Origin of the sequence: Micromonospora sp. NPDC005979 (assembly GCF_040614415.1) — a bacterium.
In the GTDB taxonomy this organism is placed as follows: domain Bacteria; phylum Actinomycetota; class Actinomycetes; order Mycobacteriales; family Micromonosporaceae; genus Micromonospora.
This window is the reverse complement of the sequence record NZ_JBEXUR010000009.1, coordinates 93,725-112,197: the sequence shown is the minus strand read 5'-3', so window position 1 is coordinate 112,197 and position 18,473 is coordinate 93,725. Positions and strand designations below refer to the sequence as shown.

The window sequence follows — 18,473 nt, the reverse complement described above, 5'->3', positions numbered from 1 at the left end:
TGCAAGATCGGCGCGGAGTCCGGGGTCCTGGTCCGGGGAGCGGGGTTTTACGTGGTGGCTAGGCGCTTCAGGGCGCCTCGGGCCACCTCGGGGCGGGTCGTGTACCAGAACGGGGGGAGGGACCGACGCAGGAAAGGTCCGTAGCCTCGGGCCGTCTCCAGGCGCGAGTCGAGCACCGCGACGACCCCCTTGTCGCCGGTGGCCCGGATCAGCCGGCCCACGCCCTGCGCCAGCCGTACCGCGGCGATCGGCACGCTGACCGCGGCGAACCCGGAGCCGCCGCCCGCGTCCACGGCGGCGGCGCGGGCCGCCGCGAGTGGTTCGTCGGGCCGCGGGAAGGGCAGCCGGTCGATGACCACGAGCTGACAGGCGTCGCCCGGCACGTCCACCCCCTGCCAGAGCGACATCACCCCGAAGAGGCAGCTCGACCGCTCCTCGCGGAACCGGCGGACCAGCAGCGGCAACGCCTCCTCGCCCTGCAACAACACCGGCAGGTCGGTCCGCGCACGCAGCAGCTCCGCCGCCTGCGTCGCGGCCCGCCGGGAGGAGAAGAGACCGAGGGTACGACCACCGAGCGCCTCGACGAGCCCGAGCAACTCCTCACCGGCCGCGTCGGGCAACCCGGAGACGCTGGGCCGGGGCAGGTGCGCGGCGACGTACAGGATGCCCTGCCGTGCGTAGTCGAACGGCGAGCCCACGTCGAGCGAGCGCCATCCCGGTCCCTCGGTCGCCGGGATGGTGGTGGCGTCGGCCAGCCGGCGGCCCGGTGTCTCGGCGGCCGGACGGCCCGCGCCGGTGCGGGCGGCCAGCGAGGCGGCGGCGGGCGAGGCGGGGACCGGCGGCGCGTCCAGGCCGAGGGCGCGGGCCACCGTGTCGAACCGGCCGCCGAGCGCCAGGGTGGCCGAGGTGGCGACCACGGTGCGTTCGTCGTACAGGTGGGCGGCGAGGGTACCGGCGACCGACAGCGGTGCGACCACCAGTGCCCGCCGGTTGCCGCTGTCGTTCTTCTCCACCCAGGCCACGTCGTGGTCGGCCTCTTCGAGGAGCCGTTGCGCGGTGGTGGAGAGGTCGTCCATCGCGGCCTTGGCCTGCTGCTTGCGCACCGGATCGGGGTCGTCGGACTTGATGTCGCCGATGGCGTCCAGGGCGGCGCGGGTGGCCGAGTCGAGCAGGGTGCAGGCCTCGCGCAGCGGCGTCGGCAGACCGGCGGTGAGGCGACCGGCCGGCGCCTCGGCCAGCCCGACGGCGAGGGCGTCACCGGCGGCGACGAGCGCGTCGGCCGTCTCCGGGCGCAGCAGCGGGCGGGCCCGCCGGGTGGACCGGTCGATCATCTCCGGCACCAGCTCGGCCTGGGCGGCGGAGGAGACGCGGTCGGCCAGCTCGTGCGCCTCGTCGACGATCAGCAGCTTGTGCGGCGGGACGATGTGCCGCTCGGCCAGCATGTCCACCGCGAGGAGGCTGTGATTGGTCACCACGATGTCGGCCTCGCGGGCGCGGGCCCGGGACGCCTCGGCGAAGCACTCCGCGCCGAATGGGCAGCGGGTCGCGCCGACGCACTCCCGCGACGGCATGGAGACCAGCCGCCACGCCTGGTCGTCGACGCCCGGGTCCAGCTCGTCGCGGTCGCCGGCGTCGGTCTTCTCGGCCCAGTCACGCAGGCGCTCGATCTGCTTGCCCAGCCGACCCGCCTCGCCGAGCCACTTCGTGCCGCCGCCGGGGCGGGCGGCCGGGGCGTCGAAGAGGGTGTCCTCCGGCTCGTCGGCGGTCGAGTTGTCTAGTCGGGCCAGGCAGAGATAGTGGTGGCGACCCTTGAGCACCGCGAACGTGGGCCGGCGGCCGAGCAGCGGCTCGACCGCGTCGGCCAGCCGGGGCAGGTCGTGGTCGACGAGTTGGGACTGCAACGCCAGCGTGGCCGTGGAGACCACCACCGGGCCGTCCACGGTGAGGGCCGGCGCGAGATAGGCCAGTGACTTTCCGGTGCCGGTGCCCGCCTGCACGAGCAGGTGCTCGCCGCTGGTCACGCACTCCTCGATGGCGGTGGTCATCTGCTGCTGGCCGGGCCGTGCGGTGCCGCCGGGGACCGCGCCGACCGCCGCCGCGAGCAGCTCCGTGCCGCTGGGCCGGGCACCCCGCCGCCGGCCGGCGCCACGGGCCGAGGGGGTGGCGGAACCGGTGGCGGTGCGGGGCGGAGTCACCGTGCGACGGTACCCGTCGCCGCCGACACCGACCGCGCCCATCCGCCCGCGTGGCGCGTACCCGCCGGTGGCTCCGCTGGCCGGCGCCGTCCGGTTACGGCGGCACTACGACGTGTGGGCGCTATCGGTTAGGGTGCGAATCATGCCGAGCGACGTGGTCCGAGTGATCTACCGCAAGTACGACGGCAGCGCCCACCGCGACTACCCGGCCCGCCGGCTCACCGAGGACGACCTCGGCGTCTGGCTCGGCGTTCCGTTCGGCACCGAGTCGGTCTACCACGGCCGACCGTCGGTGGAGAAGATCCCCTTCGTCCTGCTGGTGCCGCACCACGCCTGGTGGACGTGCATGTTCAACCCCCCGCCGCGCACCAGCGAGGTCTACTGCGACATCGCCACCCCGGCCCGTTGGGAGTCCGACGACACCGTCCACCTGATCGATCTGGACCTGGACGTGGTCCGTCGGCGGGCCACCGGCGTGGTGGAGCTGCTGGACGAGGACGAGTTCGCCGAGCACCGGGCCCGCTTCGGCTACCCGGACGACGTGGTGGTCGAGGCCGAGGCGGCGGCCCGGTGGTTGTACGGCGCTCTCGGCGACGGCACCGAGCCGTTCGCCACCTCGTACCGCAAGTGGTTGGCCCTGGTGGTCTGAGCCGGCGCGTCGGGCCTCCCCGGGCGGATGGCGCGCGGGTGGGCGATGATCCTCAGATGAGCGAATCCCGGCAGGAGCAGGGCGGTCTGATCGTGACGCCGCACGGTGGGTCCGTGCGGGACCTGTTGCGGGTCACCGCTCCGGTGGATCTCGCCGCGATCGATCCCCGGTCCACGCCCGGCCTGCCGGCCGCCGAGGAGATGGGCGAGCGCCGCAAGACCTGGGCCCGGGCGCAGGTGGGGCTGATCGGCGAGGAGTTGGGCCGCCAGCAGGAGATGCTGTTCGCGATGGCGAAGGCCGGGTCGACGAGCCCCGCGCACCGGGTGCTGCTCGTGCTCCAGGCCATGGACTGCGGTGGCAAGGACGGCACGATCAAGCGGGTGGCGGGCGCGATGAACCCGCTGGGTCTGCACATCCGCTCGTTCGGGCCGCCGACCGAGGAGGAGTTGCAACACGACTTCCTCTGGCGGATCCGCCGGGAGTTGCCGCCTGCGGGGTACGTCGGCATGTTCAACCGGTCGCACTACGAGGACGTGCTGATCGCCCGGGTCGGCGCGTTGGTGCCGGAGGCGATCTGGCGGGCCCGGTACGACGAGATCAACTCCTTCGAGCGGGAGTTGACCGAGGACGGCGTGACCGTGATCAAGGTGATGCTGCACATCTCGTACGCCGAGCAGGGCGAGCGGCTGCTGGAACGGCTCACGGACCCGCGTAAGCACTGGAAGTACAACCCGTCGGACGTCGACTCCCGGTCGCACTGGGACGACTACCAGGCCGCGTACGCCGAGGCCCTGAGCCGGTGTGGCACGGACGCCGCACCGTGGTTCGTGGTGCCGGCGGACCGCAAGTGGTACCGGGACTGGGCGGTGGCCCATTTGCTGCGGGAGACGTTCGACACGCTCCGGCTGGGGTATCCGCCTGCCGATTTCGACGTGGCGCACGAGCGCGAGCGGTTGGCTGCTGGGGGAGCGGGGACGGCTGGGACGCCCGAGATGAACACTAGGTGAACGAGCGGTGAATGTGGTCCGACCAGGGGTGGGCCGGCGAATTCGCGGATCTGGCGTTTCCTAGCATTCACCGAGCGGACGCCCACGGACGCCGCCACCCTTCCACCGACGCGACGAGGTCTGTGCTGTGAAGTTTTCCTTCCGCCCCACCGAGGGCGCCTTCTACGAGCTCTTCACCAGGGCCGCGCAGAACCTGGTCCGGGGCACCACGCTGCTGAACGAACTGGCCCTGCCCGGTGTCGACGTGCAGTCGGTCAGCGAGCGGCTGACCGAGGTCGAGCACGACAGCGACCAGATCACGCACGATCTCTACAAGAAGATCAACTCGACCTTCATCACGCCGTTCGACCGGGAGGACATCTACCGGCTCGGCTCGCTGCTCGACGACGTGATGGACCACCTGGAGGCGGTCGGCGACCTGCTCTACCTGTACGGGCTCACCGAGCTGCCGGCGCTGCCCCGCGAACTGCACGAGATGGTCAACGTGCTCGACCAGCAGGCCAAGCTGACGGCCGAGGCGATGCCCCGGCTGCAGTCGATGAAGGATCTCGAGGACTACTGGATCGAGTGCAACCGGCTGGAGAACGAGGGCGACCGGATCAACCGGCAGCTCCTCGTCCGGCTCTTCTCCGGCGAGTACGACGCGTTGACGGTGCTGAAGATGAAGGAGGTCGCCGACGAGCTGGAAGCCGCCTGCGACGCCTTCGAGCACGTGGCCAACACGGTCGAGACCATCGCGGTCAAGGAGTCCTGAACCGGTGTCTACCGAACTCATCGCCGTCCTGGCGGTGATCGCGGTGGCCCTGGCGTTCGACTACACCAACGGCTTCCACGACGCCGCCAACGCGATCGCGACAAGCGTCTCCACCCGCGCGCTCACACCTCGGATCGCCCTCGGCCTCGCCGCGGTCGGCAACTTCATCGGCGCCCACTTCGGCGCCGGTGTCGCGAAGACGGTCGGCGACGGCCTGGTCACCCTCCCCACGGGGGTGAGCAGCCTCGGGGTGGTCTTCGCGGGGGTGCTGGGCGCCATCGCCTGGAACCTGATCACCTGGTACTTCGGCCTGCCGTCGTCGTCCTCGCACGCGCTCTTCGGCGGCCTGGTCGGCGCGACCCTGCTCTCCACCGGCGGCATCGTGCAGTGGGGCAACATCGGCGAGAAGGTCATCCTGCCGATGGTGCTCTCGCCGATCGTCGGCCTCACCCTCGGTTACCTGCTGATGCTGGCGATCCTCTGGCTGTTCCGTAAGGGTCAGCCGGGCAAGCTCAACCGCGGTTTCCGCCACGCGCAGACCGTCTCCGCCGCCGCCATGTCGGTCGGCCACGGCATGCAGGACGCCGCCAAGACGATGGGCATCGTGGTGCTGGCGCTCTACACCGGCGGTTTCCAGGAGAGCAAGACGCACATCCCGGGCTGGGTCTTCTGGACCTCGGCCACCATGCTGGCGCTCGGCACGTACGCCGGTGGTTGGCGGATCATCCGTACCCTCGGTCGTAAGATCATCGACCTCGGGCCGCCGGAGGGCTTCGCCGCCGAGACGGTGGCCAGCGCGGTGCTCTACTTCAACGCCCTGGTGCTGAAGGCCCCGATCTCCACGACCCACACGATCACTTCGGCGATCATGGGCGTGGGCGCGACCAAGCGGCTCTCCGCGGTCCGCTGGAACGTCGCCGGCAACATCGTGATCGCCTGGATCATCACGTTCCCGGCGGCCGCGCTGATCGCCTGTGTCACCTACCTGCTGGTCCGGCCGCTCTTCGGCTGACCCTGTTCCGAACGCGAAGAGGCCCCCCGATCGGGGGGCCTCTTCGCGTTCACTCGTAACGCACGCCGATCTGCTCCCGGACCGTGTCCAGCAGCGCCATCACCTCGAGAGTCGTGGTGTGCGGCACCAGCGGGCTCTCGGTCAGCCCGGCGGCCAGACAGCGTCCCACCTCGATCGCCTCGTACTGGTAGCCGTTGCCGGCCTCCTCGGCGGTGATCGTCTCGGGCTCGGCGCCGTCCCGGTGCAGGGTCAGCGAGGCCGGCCGGAAGAACGGCTCCGGCAGGTCGATACGGCCGGCGCTGCCGGTGATCGAGGCGGCCAACGAACTCGCGCCGACCATGCCGCAGCTCAGCGTGGCCACCGCCCCGCTGTCGTACCCGAGGAGGATGCCGGTGTTCTCGTCGGTCCCCTCGGGGCCTAGGTGCGCCCAGGAGCGGATGTGCTGCGGCACGCCCAGCAGCAGGTGCGCCAGGCTGATCGGGTAGATCCCCAGGTCGAGCAGCGCGCCCCCACCCAGCGCCGGGTTGCGCATCCGGTGCTCCGGCGGGAACGGCCCGGCCACCCCGAAGTCGGCCCGCACGTTGCGCACCGTGCCGATGGCGCCCTCGGCGATCAGCTCGACCGCGCGAAGGATGATCGGGTTCGTCCGCATCCACATGGCCTCCATGAGGAAGACCCCGGCGGCGCGGGCAGTGTCCACCAGCTCGGTGCTGGTGGCCAGGTCGAGGGTGAACGGCTTCTCCAGCAGCACCGCGCGGCCGGCGGTCAGACAGGTCAACGCCGCCTCGTGGTGCGCGGCGTGCGGAGTGGCCACGTAGATCACGTCGACCTCGGGGTCGGCGGCCAGCTCCACCCAGGAGCCGTACGCCCGCTGCGCGCCGTACGTGTCCGCGAACCGCCGCGCGCTGTCGGCGGAGCGGGAGCCGACCGCGACCAGTTCGGCGTCCGGCACCAGCCGGAGGTCTTCGGCGAAACGGCTGGCGATGTGGCCGGTGGCCAGGATGCCCCAACGAGTCATGTCGGAACGCTAACCCCTGTGGTCGACGGCCGGCCGTCGACCCTCACCAGCCGCCGCACCGGATCGTCGGCCGGGCTCGCCACCCCTTGAGGTTGCCCCTTTGCTCTGCTTCAGCCCAGGCAACACTGACGGACCTTCTCTGTCTCCTCCGCTGAAGCAGAGCAAAGGGGTCGATCGGTAGGTCCGCGCCGGCGCGCCGCCGCGCAGCGACGCCGCCGTGCAGCCACGCCGCCGCGCCAGCGCGGCGGCGTGGTGAGGCGGCGAACTAGGCTCGCGGCATGACGATCGACAGCGCCGGCTTTCCTGCCCCGGCCGCCCTGGTCGAGCACGCCCGCCGGTTCCAGGCCGAGGGCGGCAGCCCGGCGACCCCGCGGGTCGCGGCCACCGTGCTGCTGCTGCGTCCGACCGACACCGACTTCGAGGTGTACGTCATCCGCCGGGTCGCGGCGATGACCTTCGGCGGCATGTACGCCTTCCCCGGCGGCGGCGTCGACCGCTCCGACTCCGAGGCACACCTCGACTGGGCCGGTCCGACGCCGACCGACTGGGCGGACCGGCTCGGAGTGGACGCGGAAGCCGCGCAGGCGGTGGTGTGCGCCGCCGCCCGCGAGGTCTTCGAGGAGGCGGGTGTGCTGCTCGCCGGTCCCGACCCGGCGACGGTGGTCGGCGACGTCAGTGGCGACGACTGGGAGGCGGCCCGGCAGGACCTGGAGGGGCGTCGGCTGGGTTTCGCGGCGCTGCTCGCCGACCGTCGGCTCACCCTGCGGTCGGACCTGCTCCTGCCCTGGAGCCGGTGGATCACTCCCGAGTTCGAGCCGCGCCGCTTCGACACGTACTTCTTCGTCGCCCTGCTGCCGGCGGGCCAGCGCACCCGCGACGTCTCCGGCGAGGCCGACCACACCCTGTGGGTCCGCCCGGCGGACGCGCTGGCGCGCGCGGAGGCCGGCGAGCTGACCATGCTCCCACCGACCCTGGTCACGCTGGCCGAGGTGGCGGCGGCCGGCGACCTGGCCGGCGTGGCCCGCGCGGCGACCGACCGCGACGCCGCCACCCCCGTCACCCCACGCCTGGACCTGCCGCCGAACGGCGAACCCCGCTTCGTACTGGCTTGAACCCGCCGCGCCCGCCGCCCGCCGCCCGCCGCCCGATCTTGCACTTTCTGTCCTGACACAAGGGGCATCCCGCTCATGTCGACGACAGAAAGTGCAAGATCGGCGCGGCTCGCCGGTGGCGCGGCGGCGCGGCGGCGGATATGGCACCGGCGCCCACGCCGGGAGGGCGGGGCGCCGGTGACCGGACGAGGTCGGTTCAGCCGAAGCGGCCGGTGATGTAGTCCTCGGTCTTCTTCACGCTCGGGTTGCTGAAGATCTTCTGGGTGTTGTCGTACTCGATCAGCCGACCCGGGTCGCCGGTCTTCTCGATCGAGAAGAAGGCGGTCCGGTCCGACACCCGGGCGGCCTGCTGCATGTTGTGGGTCACGATGATGATCGTGAACTTGTCCTTGAGCTGGAACATCAGGTCCTCGATGGCCAGCGTGGAGATCGGGTCCAGGGCCGAGCAGGGCTCGTCCATCAGGACGACCTGCGGCTCGACCGCGATGGTCCGGGCGATGCAGAGTCGCTGCTGCTGACCGCCGGAGAGGCCCGCGCCGGGCTTGCCGAGGCGGTCCTTGACCTCGTCCCACAGGTTCGCCGAACGCAGGGCCTTCTCGGCCGCGTCCTCCAGGATCGACTTCTTGCGGACCCCGTTGAGCTTCAGCCCGGCGACCACGTTCTCGAAGATGCTCATGGTCGGGAACGGGTTCGGCCGCTGGAAGACCATGCCGATCGTGCGCCGGACCGCGGTGACGTCCACGTCCCGGTCGTAGATGTCCTGGTCGTCGATGGTCAGGCTGCCCTCGACGCGGGCCCCCGGCAGCACCTCGTGCATCCGGTTGATCGACCGCAGGAACGTCGACTTGCCGCAGCCGGACGGCCCGATGAGAGCGGTGACGGTCTTCGGCTCGACGGTCAGGTTGATGTTCTCGATCGCCTTGAAGCCGCCGTAGTACGCGGTGACGTTCGAGGCGGAGACGCGCTTGGCCATGGTGGTACCTCCGGGGTTCATCGGCTGAGCCTGTTGCGACGGGCCAGCAACTTCGCCGCGATCGTCAGGATGAGCACGAGGGCGACCAGGGTGAGTGCCGCGGTCCACGCCCGTGCCGGCGCGTACTTCGACGCGTCACCGGCCTGCTGGTAGACGAAGAGGGACAGCGACGACTGGTTGTTCTCGAAGGGGTTGGTGTTGATGGCGGCGCCGCCTCCCGCGACGAGGAGCACCGGCGCGGTTTCGCCGGCCGCGCGGGCGATCGCGAGCATGACGCCGGTGACGATGCCGGGCAGCGCCGTCGGCAGGACCACCCGCAGGATGGTCTTCCACTTGGGTACGCCGAGCGCGTACGCGCCCTCGCGCAGCGGCGGCGGAACGAGGCGGAGCATCTCCTCGGTGGACCGGACGATCGTGGGCAGCATGAGCACGCTCAGTGCGAGCGCGGCGGCGAAGCCGGAGAAGCTCGGCCGGCCGTCGTTGAACCACGGCGACACGATCAGCACCCAGAACGCCAGCACGAAGAGGCCGGAGACGATCGACGGGATGCCCGTCATGACGTCCACGAAGAACCGGATCGCGAAGGCGAAGCGGCCCCGCCCGTACTCGACGATGTAGATGGCGCAGAGGATGCCGAGCGGGACGGTGATCAGGGTGGCGATGCCGACCTGCTCCAGCGTGCCGACGATCGCGTGGTACGCGCCGCCGTTGGCGTCCCGGGCCCCGATGTTGTTCATCGAGGTCTGGAAGAAGTTGCCGTCCAGCCGCTCGGTGCCCTTGCTGACCAGCGTCCAGACGACCGAGACGAGCGGCAGCACCGCGAGCACGAACGCGGAGTGGATCAGCGCGCTCCAGGTGCGGTTGCGGGCGGACCGGCGTCCCTCGACCACGTTGGCCGCGGCGAAGAGCCCGGCCAGGTAGAGGATCGCGCCGAGGACGACGACGAGGACCGGGCCGCCGATGTCTCCGCCGTAGACGATCACGGCGGAGAGCGCGAGGGCCGCCACGGCGATGGCCGGTGCGGCGTACCAGGGCAGGCGCTTGGCCCGCAGCGAAGCGGGCTGGGCCGGCGGCCGGGTGCGGTGGGAGGTGACGGTTGTGGTCATGCGGCCGACTCCGTGAACTCCCGGCGGCGGTAGATGATCGCCCGCGCCGTGATGTTGACGATCAGCGTGATGGTGAACAGCACCAGGCCGGAGGCGATGAGCGCGCCCCGCCCGGTCTCGTTCGCCTCGCCGAACGCGTTGGCGATGTTGGCGGCGATCGTGTTGCCGCCGTTCTGGATCAGGTTGAACGAGATGCCGAAGGTGATGCCGAGGGTGAGCGCCAGCGCGATGGTTTCGCCGAGCGCCCGACCGAGGCCGAGCATCACCGCGGCGATGATGCCGGGCCGACCGTAGGGAAGCACCGCGGTGCGGAGCATCTCCCAGCGGGTGGCACCCAGGGCGAGGGCGGCCTCCTCGTTGGCGGTCGGCGTCTGGAGGAACACCTCGCGGGAGAGCGAGGTGACGATCGGCAGCACCATGATGGCGAGCACCAGGGCACCCAACATGATCGACTTACCGAACGGCCCGTCGCCGCCGAAGATCGGGATCCAGCCGAAGTACTCGTTCAACCAGACCGAGAAGTCCCGGACCGGGTTGCTGAAGACGTCCCGGCCCCAGAGGCCGAAGACCACGCTCGGCACGGCGGCCAGCAGGTCCACCAGGAAGCCGAGCGCGGTGCCCAGCCGGCGCGGCGCGTAGTGCGAGAGGTAGAGCGCGATGCCCAGCGCCACCGGCACCGCGATGAGCAGCGCGAGGGCGGAGCTGAGCACAGTGCCGAAGGCGAGTGTGCCGATGCCGAACTTCGGCTCCGTGTCGTTGGGGGACCAGCCCTCGTAGGACCAGAAGTTCTCGGTGTTGGCGCGCAGGGCCGGCACCGCCTTGGCGACCAGGAAGATCGCGATGGCGGCGATGATGACCAGAACGGCGGTGCCGGCGGCCAGTGTGAGGCCGCGGAAGGCCCGCTCGGCGCCGAACTTGCGGCTGCGCGGCAGAGCGCCGCCGCCGCCCAGCCCGGTGCCGCCCGGGGAACGGGTGCTGACTGGTGCCTCGGCCACACGCGCCGAGGCACCGGCGGGCCACTCGTGACTTTCGGTCACGCGCGTCCCGCCGGTGCCGGCGTCGGCCGAGCGGTGAGGGGTTTCACCCATCTGCTCGCTCGATTCGGTTGCGGAGGTGTGGGGGTCGGGTCAGGAGAGGTTCTTGACCGCGGCTTCGACCTTGGTGCGGACCGTCTCCGGCAGCGGGGCGTAGCCGAGGTCGGTCAGGGAGTTCTGGCCCTCGGCGCTGGCGGCGTAGCCCAGCAGACCCTTGACCAGCTTGAGCTTGTCGGCCGCGAGGCCCTTGCTGCAGACGATCTCGTACGTCGCCAGGACGATCGGGTACGCCCCGGCCTCCTTGGTGTTGTAGTCGATCTTCAGCTTGAGGTCGTCGCCCTGGCCCTCGACGGCCGCGCCGGCGATGGTCTTGCCGGCGGCCTCGGCGGTCAGCGCGGCGAACTCGCCGTTGCCGTTACCGATCTTGGCCATCTTCAGGCCGGCGTTCTCGGCGAACGACCACTCCATGTAGCCGATGGAGCCGTCGGCGCCCTTGACCGAGCTGGCCACGCCGTCCGAGCCCTTGGCGCCGGTGCCGCCCGGGGCCTTCCAGGCCTTGGCGTTGCTGAAGGTCCAGTCGCTCTCGGAGGTCTTCGAGAGGAACTTGGTGAAGTTGTCGGTGGTGCCCGACTCGTCCGAACGGTGGACGGTCTGGATGGTGGTCGCCGGGAGCTTGGCGTCCGGGTTGTCGGCCTTGATCGCCGCGTCGTCCCACTTGGTCACCTTGCCGGCGAAGATCTTCGCCAGGGTGGCCGGCTTGAGCTGGAGGTTGTCCACGCCGCTGACGTTGTAGGCGACGGCCACCGGGCCGATCACCATCGGCAGGTGGATGGCCTTGCCGCCGGCGCACTTGGCGTCGGCCTGCGGCTGCTCCTCCGGCTTGAGCGCGGAGTCGGAGCCCGCGAAGTCGGCGGTCCCGGCGATGAAGGCCTGGATGCCGGCGCCCGAGCCGGAAGCCTCGTAGTTGATGGTGGTGCCGGCGCACTTCTGCTGGTACGCCTTGATCCACTCGGCCATGGCGTTCTTCTGGGCCGACGAGCCCTGTGCGTTGACCGTGCCGGTACCGCAGTCGACCGCGGCGGCGGAGCCCGAGGCGCTGGCGCCGGAAGTGGGCTCGTTGTTGTCCGAGCCGCATGCACTGAGGCCGAGCGTCGCGGCAAGAGCGAGGCAGGCAATAGTGCCGTACCGCTGGAGCTTCACCTGAGGGGTTTCCCTTCGCGTCTGACTTGGCGCCCCGATCCCGGGGCCCGAGGACCGGCACTGACCGGCTGACACGAAAGTTAGAAGTGCCAGGTAGCCGGTTCGCCGGTCGCAAGTGAACGCAGGGTGAACAGGTACGGCCCCCGAGGTGACCGCTCGCTGAGGGTGAGTTGTCCGTTAAGTGAACCGGGGCACTTCAGTGCCCGTTGCCGCTCAGCCGAGGTGGTAGTTGATGTGCGCGGACCACCGGGCGAAGCCCAGCCGCTCGTACAGCGCTACCGCCCCGGTGTTCGAGTCGTCGACGTAGAGCATCACCCGGTCCAGGCCCCGCCTGTCCCGCAGGTACGCGAGACCCGCAGTGGTCAGCGCCCGGCCCAGGCCGCCGCCGTGCGCGGTCGGCTCCACCCCGAGCACGTACACCTCGCCGATCCGAGCCGAACCGGGCCGTTCGTGCACCTTCGTCCAGTGGAAGCCGAGCAGCCGACCGGTCGAGGTCTCCTCGGCGAGCAGGAAACCGGCCGGGTCGAACCACGGCTCGGCGAGGCGGACCCGCAGGTCGTCCGGGGTCCACCGGCCCTGCTCCGGGTGCTCGGCGAAGGCCCGCGCGTTCAGGGCCAGCCACGCCGAGTCGTCCGCCCCCGGCCGGAACGCGCGCAGCGCCACCCCGTCGGGTAGGCGCGGCTCGCCCAGTGGGGCCGCCAACGGTCGGCGGAGCTGCCAGAGCACCCGCGCGCGGGCGAACCCCAGGTCCACGGCGAGCGCCGCCGCCGACGGGTGGTCGCCGTGCGCCCACGCCCGCAGTGGTCCGGTCGCCGAGGCGAGCACTCCCCGGGCGAGCGCCCGGCCGGTGCCACGCCGCCGGTACGCCGGGTGCACCACCAACTCGACACCGATTCCGTCCACCGGGTCGGTGGTGTCGAGGTGCGCGTACCCGGTCAGCGTGCCGTCGTCGGCGCGGGCGAGCAGGTGTACGGCCGGAGCGTCCGGGTCGCGCAGGCGGAGCAGGACGTGCTCGTCCAGCGGGTCCGCGCCGTCGGTGTCGCCCGCCGTACGGGCCAGGGCCAGTACGCCGGCGATCTCCGTCGGGGACAGTCGGTCGGTCCGGGTGACCTGGTCGCTGGTCGGTTCCGCACTGCTCATCCCGTCACCGTAGCCGTTGCGTCGGGCGCGTCCCGGACGGTCGTCCGAGTAGCGTCCCGGGCCCGTCGCCTGAGGGAGTTGGCCGGCTCACGTGGGGTCGGTGGGCAGCGCCTCCAGCTCGTACCGCGCGGTGAGTTCGGGCAGGATCCGGCGCAGCGCGTCGACGGTGCCCTGCCGGTCGCCGCCCGCGTCGTGCATGAGGACGACCGCACCGGGTTGCGCCTGCGTGAGCACCGTGGTGGCGATCTTGTTGGCGCCGGGCGCCTGCCAGTCCGACGGGTCCACCGACCAGTGCAGCGGGGTCATGCCGAGTTGCCGGGACACCGTCACCACCGGGTAGGTCCAGGCGCCGCCGGGTTGGCGGTACCAGGCGATCGGAGCGTCCGGCACCGCTGCCCGGATGGCCTCGTTGGTGCGTATCAGGTCGGTGCGGATCTGGTCGGCGGACCGGTTGCCCAGCGAGACGTCGTGGTGCCAGGAGTGGTTGCAGAGCGTGTGGCCGTCCGCCACGATCGCCTGGATCAGGTCGGGGTGGTCCTGGGCGTTCTCGCCCACCACGCAGAACGTGGCCTTGACGTCGTACTCGCGCAGCATCGCGAGGACCTGGGGGGTGTAGCGCGGGTCCGGCCCGTCGTCGAAGGTCAGCGCGAGTCGGGCGGTGCCGGTGTCCGTGTGGGCGCCGAACAGCCGGTCGCCTCCGGTGTCCCGGCCCGTGCCGTCCTGGCCGGCCTCGGCGGGACCGGCGGCGCTCTGGCTGGTGCTCGGGTGTTCGGTCGACGGCTGCTCGGGAGGCTGGTCGGCGTAGTGCGGCCCGGTGGCGTCGGTGGTGACGCCCGTGGCGTGCTGCCGGGCCTGGTCCGGGACGAGGCTACGGCCCAGCACGTACGCGGAGCCGAGCAGCGCCGCCACCACCACCGTCACGATCCCGGCCGCGCGCGCGGTCGAGCTGACCCGCGTCACGGCTTCCACCCGGTCGGCCGGAGCCCCCGGCCCGTCGCCCCCGTGTTACCTGCGCGCACCCTTGCCCCCTTTTGCGACAAACCCGGCAGTCAGAATAGGACTGCCAAGCTGCGCAAAAGGGGCATATGGGGAATCGGGCGCGACGCTAGACGGGCAGCGGCGCGTGCTCCGCCTCGGGCAGCGAACGCGAGGGGGGTACGACGAACTTGTAGCCCACCTGGCGGACCGTGCCGATCATCGACTCGTACTCCGAGCCGAGCTTGGCGCGCAGGCGTCGGACGTGCACGTCCACCGTCCGGGTGCCGCCGAAGTAGTCGTACCCCCAGACCTCGCGCAGCAGCTGGTCGCGCGTGAACACCCGGCCCGGGTGCTGGGCCAGGAACTTCAGCAGCTCGAACTCCTTGTAGGTGAGGTCGAGCGGGCGGCCCTTGAGCTTCGCCGCGTACGTGTCCGGGTCGATGGTGAGTTCCCCGGCCCGGATCGAGCCGCCGGCGCCGGCCGTCGCGTTGCTCAGGCGGCCGACCGCGAGCCTCAGCCGGGCCTCAACCTCGGCGGGGCCGGCCGAGGCGAGGATGACGTCGTCGACGCCCCAGTCCGCGTTCAGCGCGATCAGGCCGGCCTCGGTGACGACCGCGACCAGCGGCACCCCGAGCCCGGTGGCGTGCAGCATCCGGCAGGTCGCCCGGGCTTCGCTCAACTCCGACCGGGCGTCCACGAGCACCGCGTCGGGGCTGGGCCCGGCAACCAGGGTGCGGACGTCGCGCGGCGCGGTACGCACCGAGTGTGGCAGCAGGTCGAGAGCCGGCAACACAGCCGACGGTTCGCCTGCGCGCGCGGTCACCAGCAGCAGGATTTCCACGATCACCTCCGTCCCGGCGGCGCATCGCCGCACGCGACCAGACACACTCGTGAGGGAGTGCGCTGAGAAATTGCGTGGTCCCGGCGTCGCTGACGGGCGGGTAACGCGTTGAGCGTAACCGATCGCCTCGGCTGCACCGTCAGGCCATTTCCCGTTTGTCTAGCTTGCCCCTGATCGTGGCACAGGTTTTAACGTTACTGAAACCCGCGACCACTGCACCGGGCGGTCGATCTGGCACGATCGGGGCGTGTTTCCCTCCACCTCGCCCGACGCCGGCCGCGACTCGTGGACCGACGGCCCCCGTCCGGGTCCGGCCGCTCCGACCCGTGGCCACCCACCCGCGCCGCGCACCGGACCGGCTGTCGCCGACGGCGAGCGCCGTGGACGTGGACCGCGCCGGGCCCGCCGGGCCGGAGAGCCGGCCCGTCGTACCGAGGAGGAGACCGACGAGCCGGAGGAGGAGGTCGTCCCCCCGGTCGAGGTGCACCGCCCGCTGGCGCTGACCATCGCCGGCTTCGCCGCGCTGCTCGGCGTGGGACTGGTGCTCGGCGCGCAGACGTCGGGCCCGGGTCACCGCCTGCCGTTCGCCGTCATCGTCTTCGGCGTCCAACTGCTGTTCGTGCTCGCCTGGACGATGGCCATGCGCCCACCGGCGCTGCTGCTGGTCGCCGGGATCAGCGCCGCCGTCGCCGCGGCCGCCGACGTCGCCGCCGTCCGAAGTGACATCGCCGGCCTGGCGCCGCTGGGGTACCTGGCCGTCGGCGGCTTCCTCGCCGCCGTGCTCGGCCAACTGGTCCGCCGCGTCGACCGGGTCCGGGTCACCGACTCCCTCGGTGCCACCCTGCTCATCGTGGTCGGCGTCGTGGCCCTCGGCACCCTGATCGTGCTCAGCCGCATCCCCGCCGGCACCCAGGCGATCACCGTCTGCCTGACCGCGAGCGGGGTCGCGCTCACCGTCGCCCGGCTCACCGACGCGGTGCTGCCGTGGCCCCGGCTGGCCCCGCAGGTGCCCCGGGGCGCGGCCGGCGTCGTCGGCGGAGCGATGGTGGGCACGCTGGTCAGCGCGCTGCTCGGCGGCTATCTGGTGGCTCCCTTCACCCCGACCAGGGCCGCGGTGATCGGCCTGGTCGCGGCCGTCACCGCCGTCCTCACCGACCTCGCCGTGGGGTACGCGGAGGCGGGTCGCCTCATGGCCGGGGAGCCGCCCACCATGTGGGTCGCCCGGCACATGCAGGGGCCGCTCGGCGGGTTCGCCCTGGCTGCGCCCGCCGCGTACGCCATGTGCATGCTCTTCCTCTGAGCCCACGGTTGAGGTCGGTGCCGCTCGGGTACCTACGGGTGCGCCGCGCAGCGGCACCGGTTCGGACGACCCGCCGTGTCGCGGCGGGCGGAGACAGGAGGCGGCGTGGCCCAGGAGTATCCGGTCGACGACCAGCAGCAGGACCGGCCCCGACGGCGCGGACGCAAGCTGCTCATCGGCCTGGTCGTCCTGCTCCTCGTGGTGGCGGGCCTGCTGGTGGTCGCCGACCGGGTGGCGGTCGGGGTGGCCGAGCGGCTCATCGCCGAACGGGTCAGCCAGGAGATCAGCAAGCAGGGCGCGCAGTCCTCGGCGCCCGACGTCGAGGTCGGTGGGATGCCGTTCCTCACCCAGGTGCTCGACGGGCGGTACGAGCGGATCTCCATCTCGCTGCGGGACGTGCAGGCCTCGGTCGAGGGTGACGCCGTACGGCTGCCGGTGCTGGACGTCGACGCCCGCAACGTGCGGGCGTCGCTGGACACGCTGCGGACCGGGCAGGGCGACGTCGTGGCCGACACGGTCAACGGCACCGGCACGATCAGCTACGAGAGCCTCGCCGCGCTGCTGAAGCGACCCGGCCTCACTCTCGGCGAGCAGGGCGGCAAGCTGGCCGTCAGTGCCCCGGTCGACATTCTCGGTCAGAAGTTCACCGTCGCCGGCACCGCCGACGTCACCGTCGCCAAGAACGGCGCGGTCGCCCTGCGCTTCAACAACCTGGACGCCGCCGGGCTCCCGAACCTGCCGCTGGCCCGCACGATCCTCAGCAACTACGCCAAGAGCATCTCCATCGACGTGCCGCTGCCCGACCTGCCGTTCCAACTCGCGGTCCGCAAGGTCCAGCCGTTGCCCGAAGGGCTGGCGGTCACGGCCGACGCGAAGAACGTGCCGATCAACTCCGTCAGCTGAGCCGTGCGTCAACAGCCCGGGCCGCTGGGACGCCCCAGAGGCCCGGCAGCGGGACGATTCCCGGATGGTGGTCGGTACGGTGGCAGCCCTCCGGATCGCTGGTAGGCTGCCTGACCATGGGGACCCACCTCACCAAACGGCGCGCGGTCGACCTGTGCCGCGTGGCCACCTGCCTGTGTCGCCCTGTCATCTGACGGCGGGGCTGTTTTCGGCCGCCTGACGGCGGCCACCGGCACGCAGGGTCCTCGACCCTTCCGGTGATCCCACCGAACGCCCGGCAGCGGCGCCGTCGCACGAACCCGTGATCCCGTCCTTCCGCTGGGTCCCGCGCGCGGTGCGACAGTTCAACCCATCGATATTCGCGCGTTGGCTCACCATCCATCCTCACCAGGGAGTGAATCGATGAGTCGCGACACCGCACTCGTCTCGGCCGAGTGGGCCGAGAAGAACCTCGACGCCCCGGGCGTCGTCTTCGTCGAGGTCGACGAAGACACCTCGGCCTACGAGACCGGCCACATCGCCGGCGCCATCAAGGTCGACTGGAAGACCGACCTCCAGGACCCGGTCCGCCGGGACTTCGTCAACAAGGCCCAGTTCGAGGCGCTGTTGTCCGAGCGGGGCATCAGCAACGACGACACCGTGATCCTCTACGGCGGCAACAACAACTGGTTCGCGGCGTACGCCTACTGGTACTTCAAGCTCTACGGCCACCGCGACGTCAAGCTACTCGACGGCGGTCGCAAGAAGTGGGAGCTGGACGCCCGCCCGCTGGTCACCGAGACGGCGGCCCGCCCGGCGACCCAGTACGTCGCGCAGGAGCCGGACACCTCCATCCGGGCCTTCCGCGACGAGGTCGTCGCCGCGATCGGCACCAAGAACCTGGTCGACGTGCGCAGCCCCGACGAGTTCGCCGGCCGGCTGCTGGCCCCCGCCCACCTGCCGCAGGAGCAGGCGCAGCGGGCCGGTCACATCCCGACGGCGATCAGCGTCCCGTGGTCCAAGGCGGCCAACGAGGACGGCACCTTCCGGTCCGACGACGAGCTGCGCAAGATCTACGGCGACGCGGGGCTGGACGACAGCAAGGAGACCATCGCGTACTGCCGGATCGGCGAGCGCTCCTCGCACACCTGGTTCGTGCTGCAGGAGCTGCTCGGTCACCGCAACGTGAAGAACTACGACGGCTCCTGGACCGAGTACGGCTCGCTGGTCGGCGTGCCGGTCGCGCTCGGCGACGAGCCAGGGGAGGCCTGA

18 protein-coding genes are annotated in these 18,473 nt (G+C 71.5%); 9 read left to right on the top strand and 9 right to left on the bottom strand.

Annotated features, from left to right (window positions below; all coding sequences use genetic code 11):
* Positions 1-47: 47 nt before the first annotated feature.
* Positions 48-2,237 (bottom strand): ATP-dependent DNA helicase, encoded by a 2,190-nt coding sequence (locus ABZ272_RS17085; protein WP_355050886.1) that lies wholly within the window; start codon positions 2,235-2,237, stop codon positions 48-50.
* Positions 2,238-2,337: 100 nt separating this feature from the next.
* Here ABZ272_RS17085 and ABZ272_RS17080 point away from each other — a divergent pair, with 100 nt between their 5' ends.
* From ABZ272_RS17080 to ABZ272_RS17065, 4 genes are all read left to right on the top strand, one after another.
* Positions 2,338-2,844 (top strand): DUF402 domain-containing protein, encoded by a 507-nt coding sequence (locus ABZ272_RS17080; RefSeq protein WP_355050885.1) that lies wholly within the window; start codon positions 2,338-2,340, stop codon positions 2,842-2,844.
* 56 nt (positions 2,845-2,900) lie between these two features.
* Entirely contained in the window at positions 2,901-3,851 is a 951-nt protein-coding gene (locus ABZ272_RS17075; protein WP_355050884.1) for a PPK2 family polyphosphate kinase, read from the top strand.
* Between the two features lie 127 nt (positions 3,852-3,978).
* Positions 3,979-4,605 carry a DUF47 family protein gene (locus tag ABZ272_RS17070; RefSeq protein WP_355050883.1) on the top strand — a complete coding sequence of 209 codons (627 nt, stop codon included), beginning with the start codon at positions 3,979-3,981 and terminating at the stop codon, positions 4,603-4,605.
* Between the two features lie 4 nt (positions 4,606-4,609).
* On the top strand, positions 4,610-5,617 hold the full coding sequence (locus ABZ272_RS17065; protein WP_355050882.1) for an inorganic phosphate transporter: 1,008 nt from the start codon (positions 4,610-4,612) through the stop codon (positions 5,615-5,617).
* A 49-nt stretch (positions 5,618-5,666) separates the two neighbouring features.
* Here ABZ272_RS17065 and ABZ272_RS17060 read toward each other — a convergent pair whose 3' ends face one another.
* Complete coding sequence (locus ABZ272_RS17060) at positions 5,667-6,635, bottom strand: Gfo/Idh/MocA family oxidoreductase (RefSeq protein WP_355050881.1); 969 nt, start codon at positions 6,633-6,635, stop codon at positions 5,667-5,669.
* Between the two features lie 278 nt (positions 6,636-6,913).
* On the opposite strand from ABZ272_RS17060, the gene ABZ272_RS17055 reads away from it, so the two are divergent.
* Positions 6,914-7,747, top strand: coding sequence for an NUDIX hydrolase (locus ABZ272_RS17055; protein WP_355050880.1), 834 nt, complete (start codon positions 6,914-6,916; stop codon positions 7,745-7,747).
* A gap of 196 nt (positions 7,748-7,943) precedes the next feature.
* On the opposite strand, the gene pstB is transcribed toward ABZ272_RS17055, so the two are convergent.
* The 7 genes from pstB to ABZ272_RS17020 all read right to left on the bottom strand — a co-directional run bounded on the left by pstB (position 7,944) and on the right by ABZ272_RS17020 (position 15,025).
* Positions 7,944-8,720, bottom strand: a complete 777-nt coding sequence (gene pstB / locus ABZ272_RS17050) for a phosphate ABC transporter ATP-binding protein PstB (protein ID WP_099848932.1) — start codon at positions 8,718-8,720, stop codon at positions 7,944-7,946.
* A gap of 17 nt (positions 8,721-8,737) precedes the next feature.
* Complete coding sequence (pstA, locus tag ABZ272_RS17045; RefSeq protein ID WP_355050879.1) at positions 8,738-9,826, bottom strand: phosphate ABC transporter permease PstA; 1,089 nt, start codon at positions 9,824-9,826, stop codon at positions 8,738-8,740.
* Complete coding sequence (gene pstC / locus ABZ272_RS17040) at positions 9,823-10,914, bottom strand: phosphate ABC transporter permease subunit PstC (protein WP_355050878.1); 1,092 nt, start codon at positions 10,912-10,914, stop codon at positions 9,823-9,825. Before pstC ends, pstA begins: the two co-directional genes overlap by 4 nt.
* A 39-nt stretch (positions 10,915-10,953) precedes the next feature.
* Positions 10,954-12,060 carry a phosphate ABC transporter substrate-binding protein PstS gene (pstS, locus tag ABZ272_RS17035; RefSeq protein ID WP_355050877.1) on the bottom strand — a complete coding sequence of 369 codons (1,107 nt, stop codon included), beginning with the start codon at positions 12,058-12,060 and terminating at the stop codon, positions 10,954-10,956.
* A 213-nt stretch (positions 12,061-12,273) separates the two neighbouring features.
* Positions 12,274-13,200 carry a mycothiol synthase gene (gene mshD / locus ABZ272_RS17030; protein ID WP_355050876.1) on the bottom strand — a complete coding sequence of 309 codons (927 nt, stop codon included), beginning with the start codon at positions 13,198-13,200 and terminating at the stop codon, positions 12,274-12,276.
* 87 nt (positions 13,201-13,287) lie between these two features.
* Entirely contained in the window at positions 13,288-14,160 is an 873-nt protein-coding gene (locus ABZ272_RS17025) for a polysaccharide deacetylase family protein (RefSeq protein ID WP_355050875.1), read from the bottom strand.
* Between the two features lie 145 nt (positions 14,161-14,305).
* Positions 14,306-15,025: a response regulator transcription factor gene (locus tag ABZ272_RS17020; protein ID WP_179781168.1), complete on the bottom strand. Its 720-nt coding sequence runs from the start codon at positions 15,023-15,025 to the stop codon at positions 14,306-14,308.
* A 241-nt stretch (positions 15,026-15,266) separates the two neighbouring features.
* On the opposite strand from ABZ272_RS17020, the gene ABZ272_RS17015 reads away from it, so the two are divergent.
* The 4 genes from ABZ272_RS17015 to ABZ272_RS17000 all read left to right on the top strand — a co-directional run bounded on the left by ABZ272_RS17015 (position 15,267) and on the right by ABZ272_RS17000 (position 18,473).
* Positions 15,267-16,319, top strand: a complete 1,053-nt coding sequence (locus ABZ272_RS17015) for a hypothetical protein (protein WP_355050874.1) — start codon at positions 15,267-15,269, stop codon at positions 16,317-16,319.
* A 105-nt stretch (positions 16,320-16,424) separates the two neighbouring features.
* Entirely contained in the window at positions 16,425-17,222 is a 798-nt protein-coding gene (locus ABZ272_RS17010) for a DUF2993 domain-containing protein (RefSeq protein WP_355050873.1), read from the top strand.
* Positions 17,223-17,338: 116 nt separating this feature from the next.
* Positions 17,339-17,416, top strand: coding sequence for an Ms5788A family Cys-rich leader peptide (locus ABZ272_RS17005; protein WP_310503780.1), 78 nt, complete (start codon positions 17,339-17,341; stop codon positions 17,414-17,416).
* 208 nt (positions 17,417-17,624) lie between these two features.
* Positions 17,625-18,473 (top strand): sulfurtransferase, encoded by an 849-nt coding sequence (locus ABZ272_RS17000; protein WP_355050872.1) that lies wholly within the window; start codon positions 17,625-17,627, stop codon positions 18,471-18,473.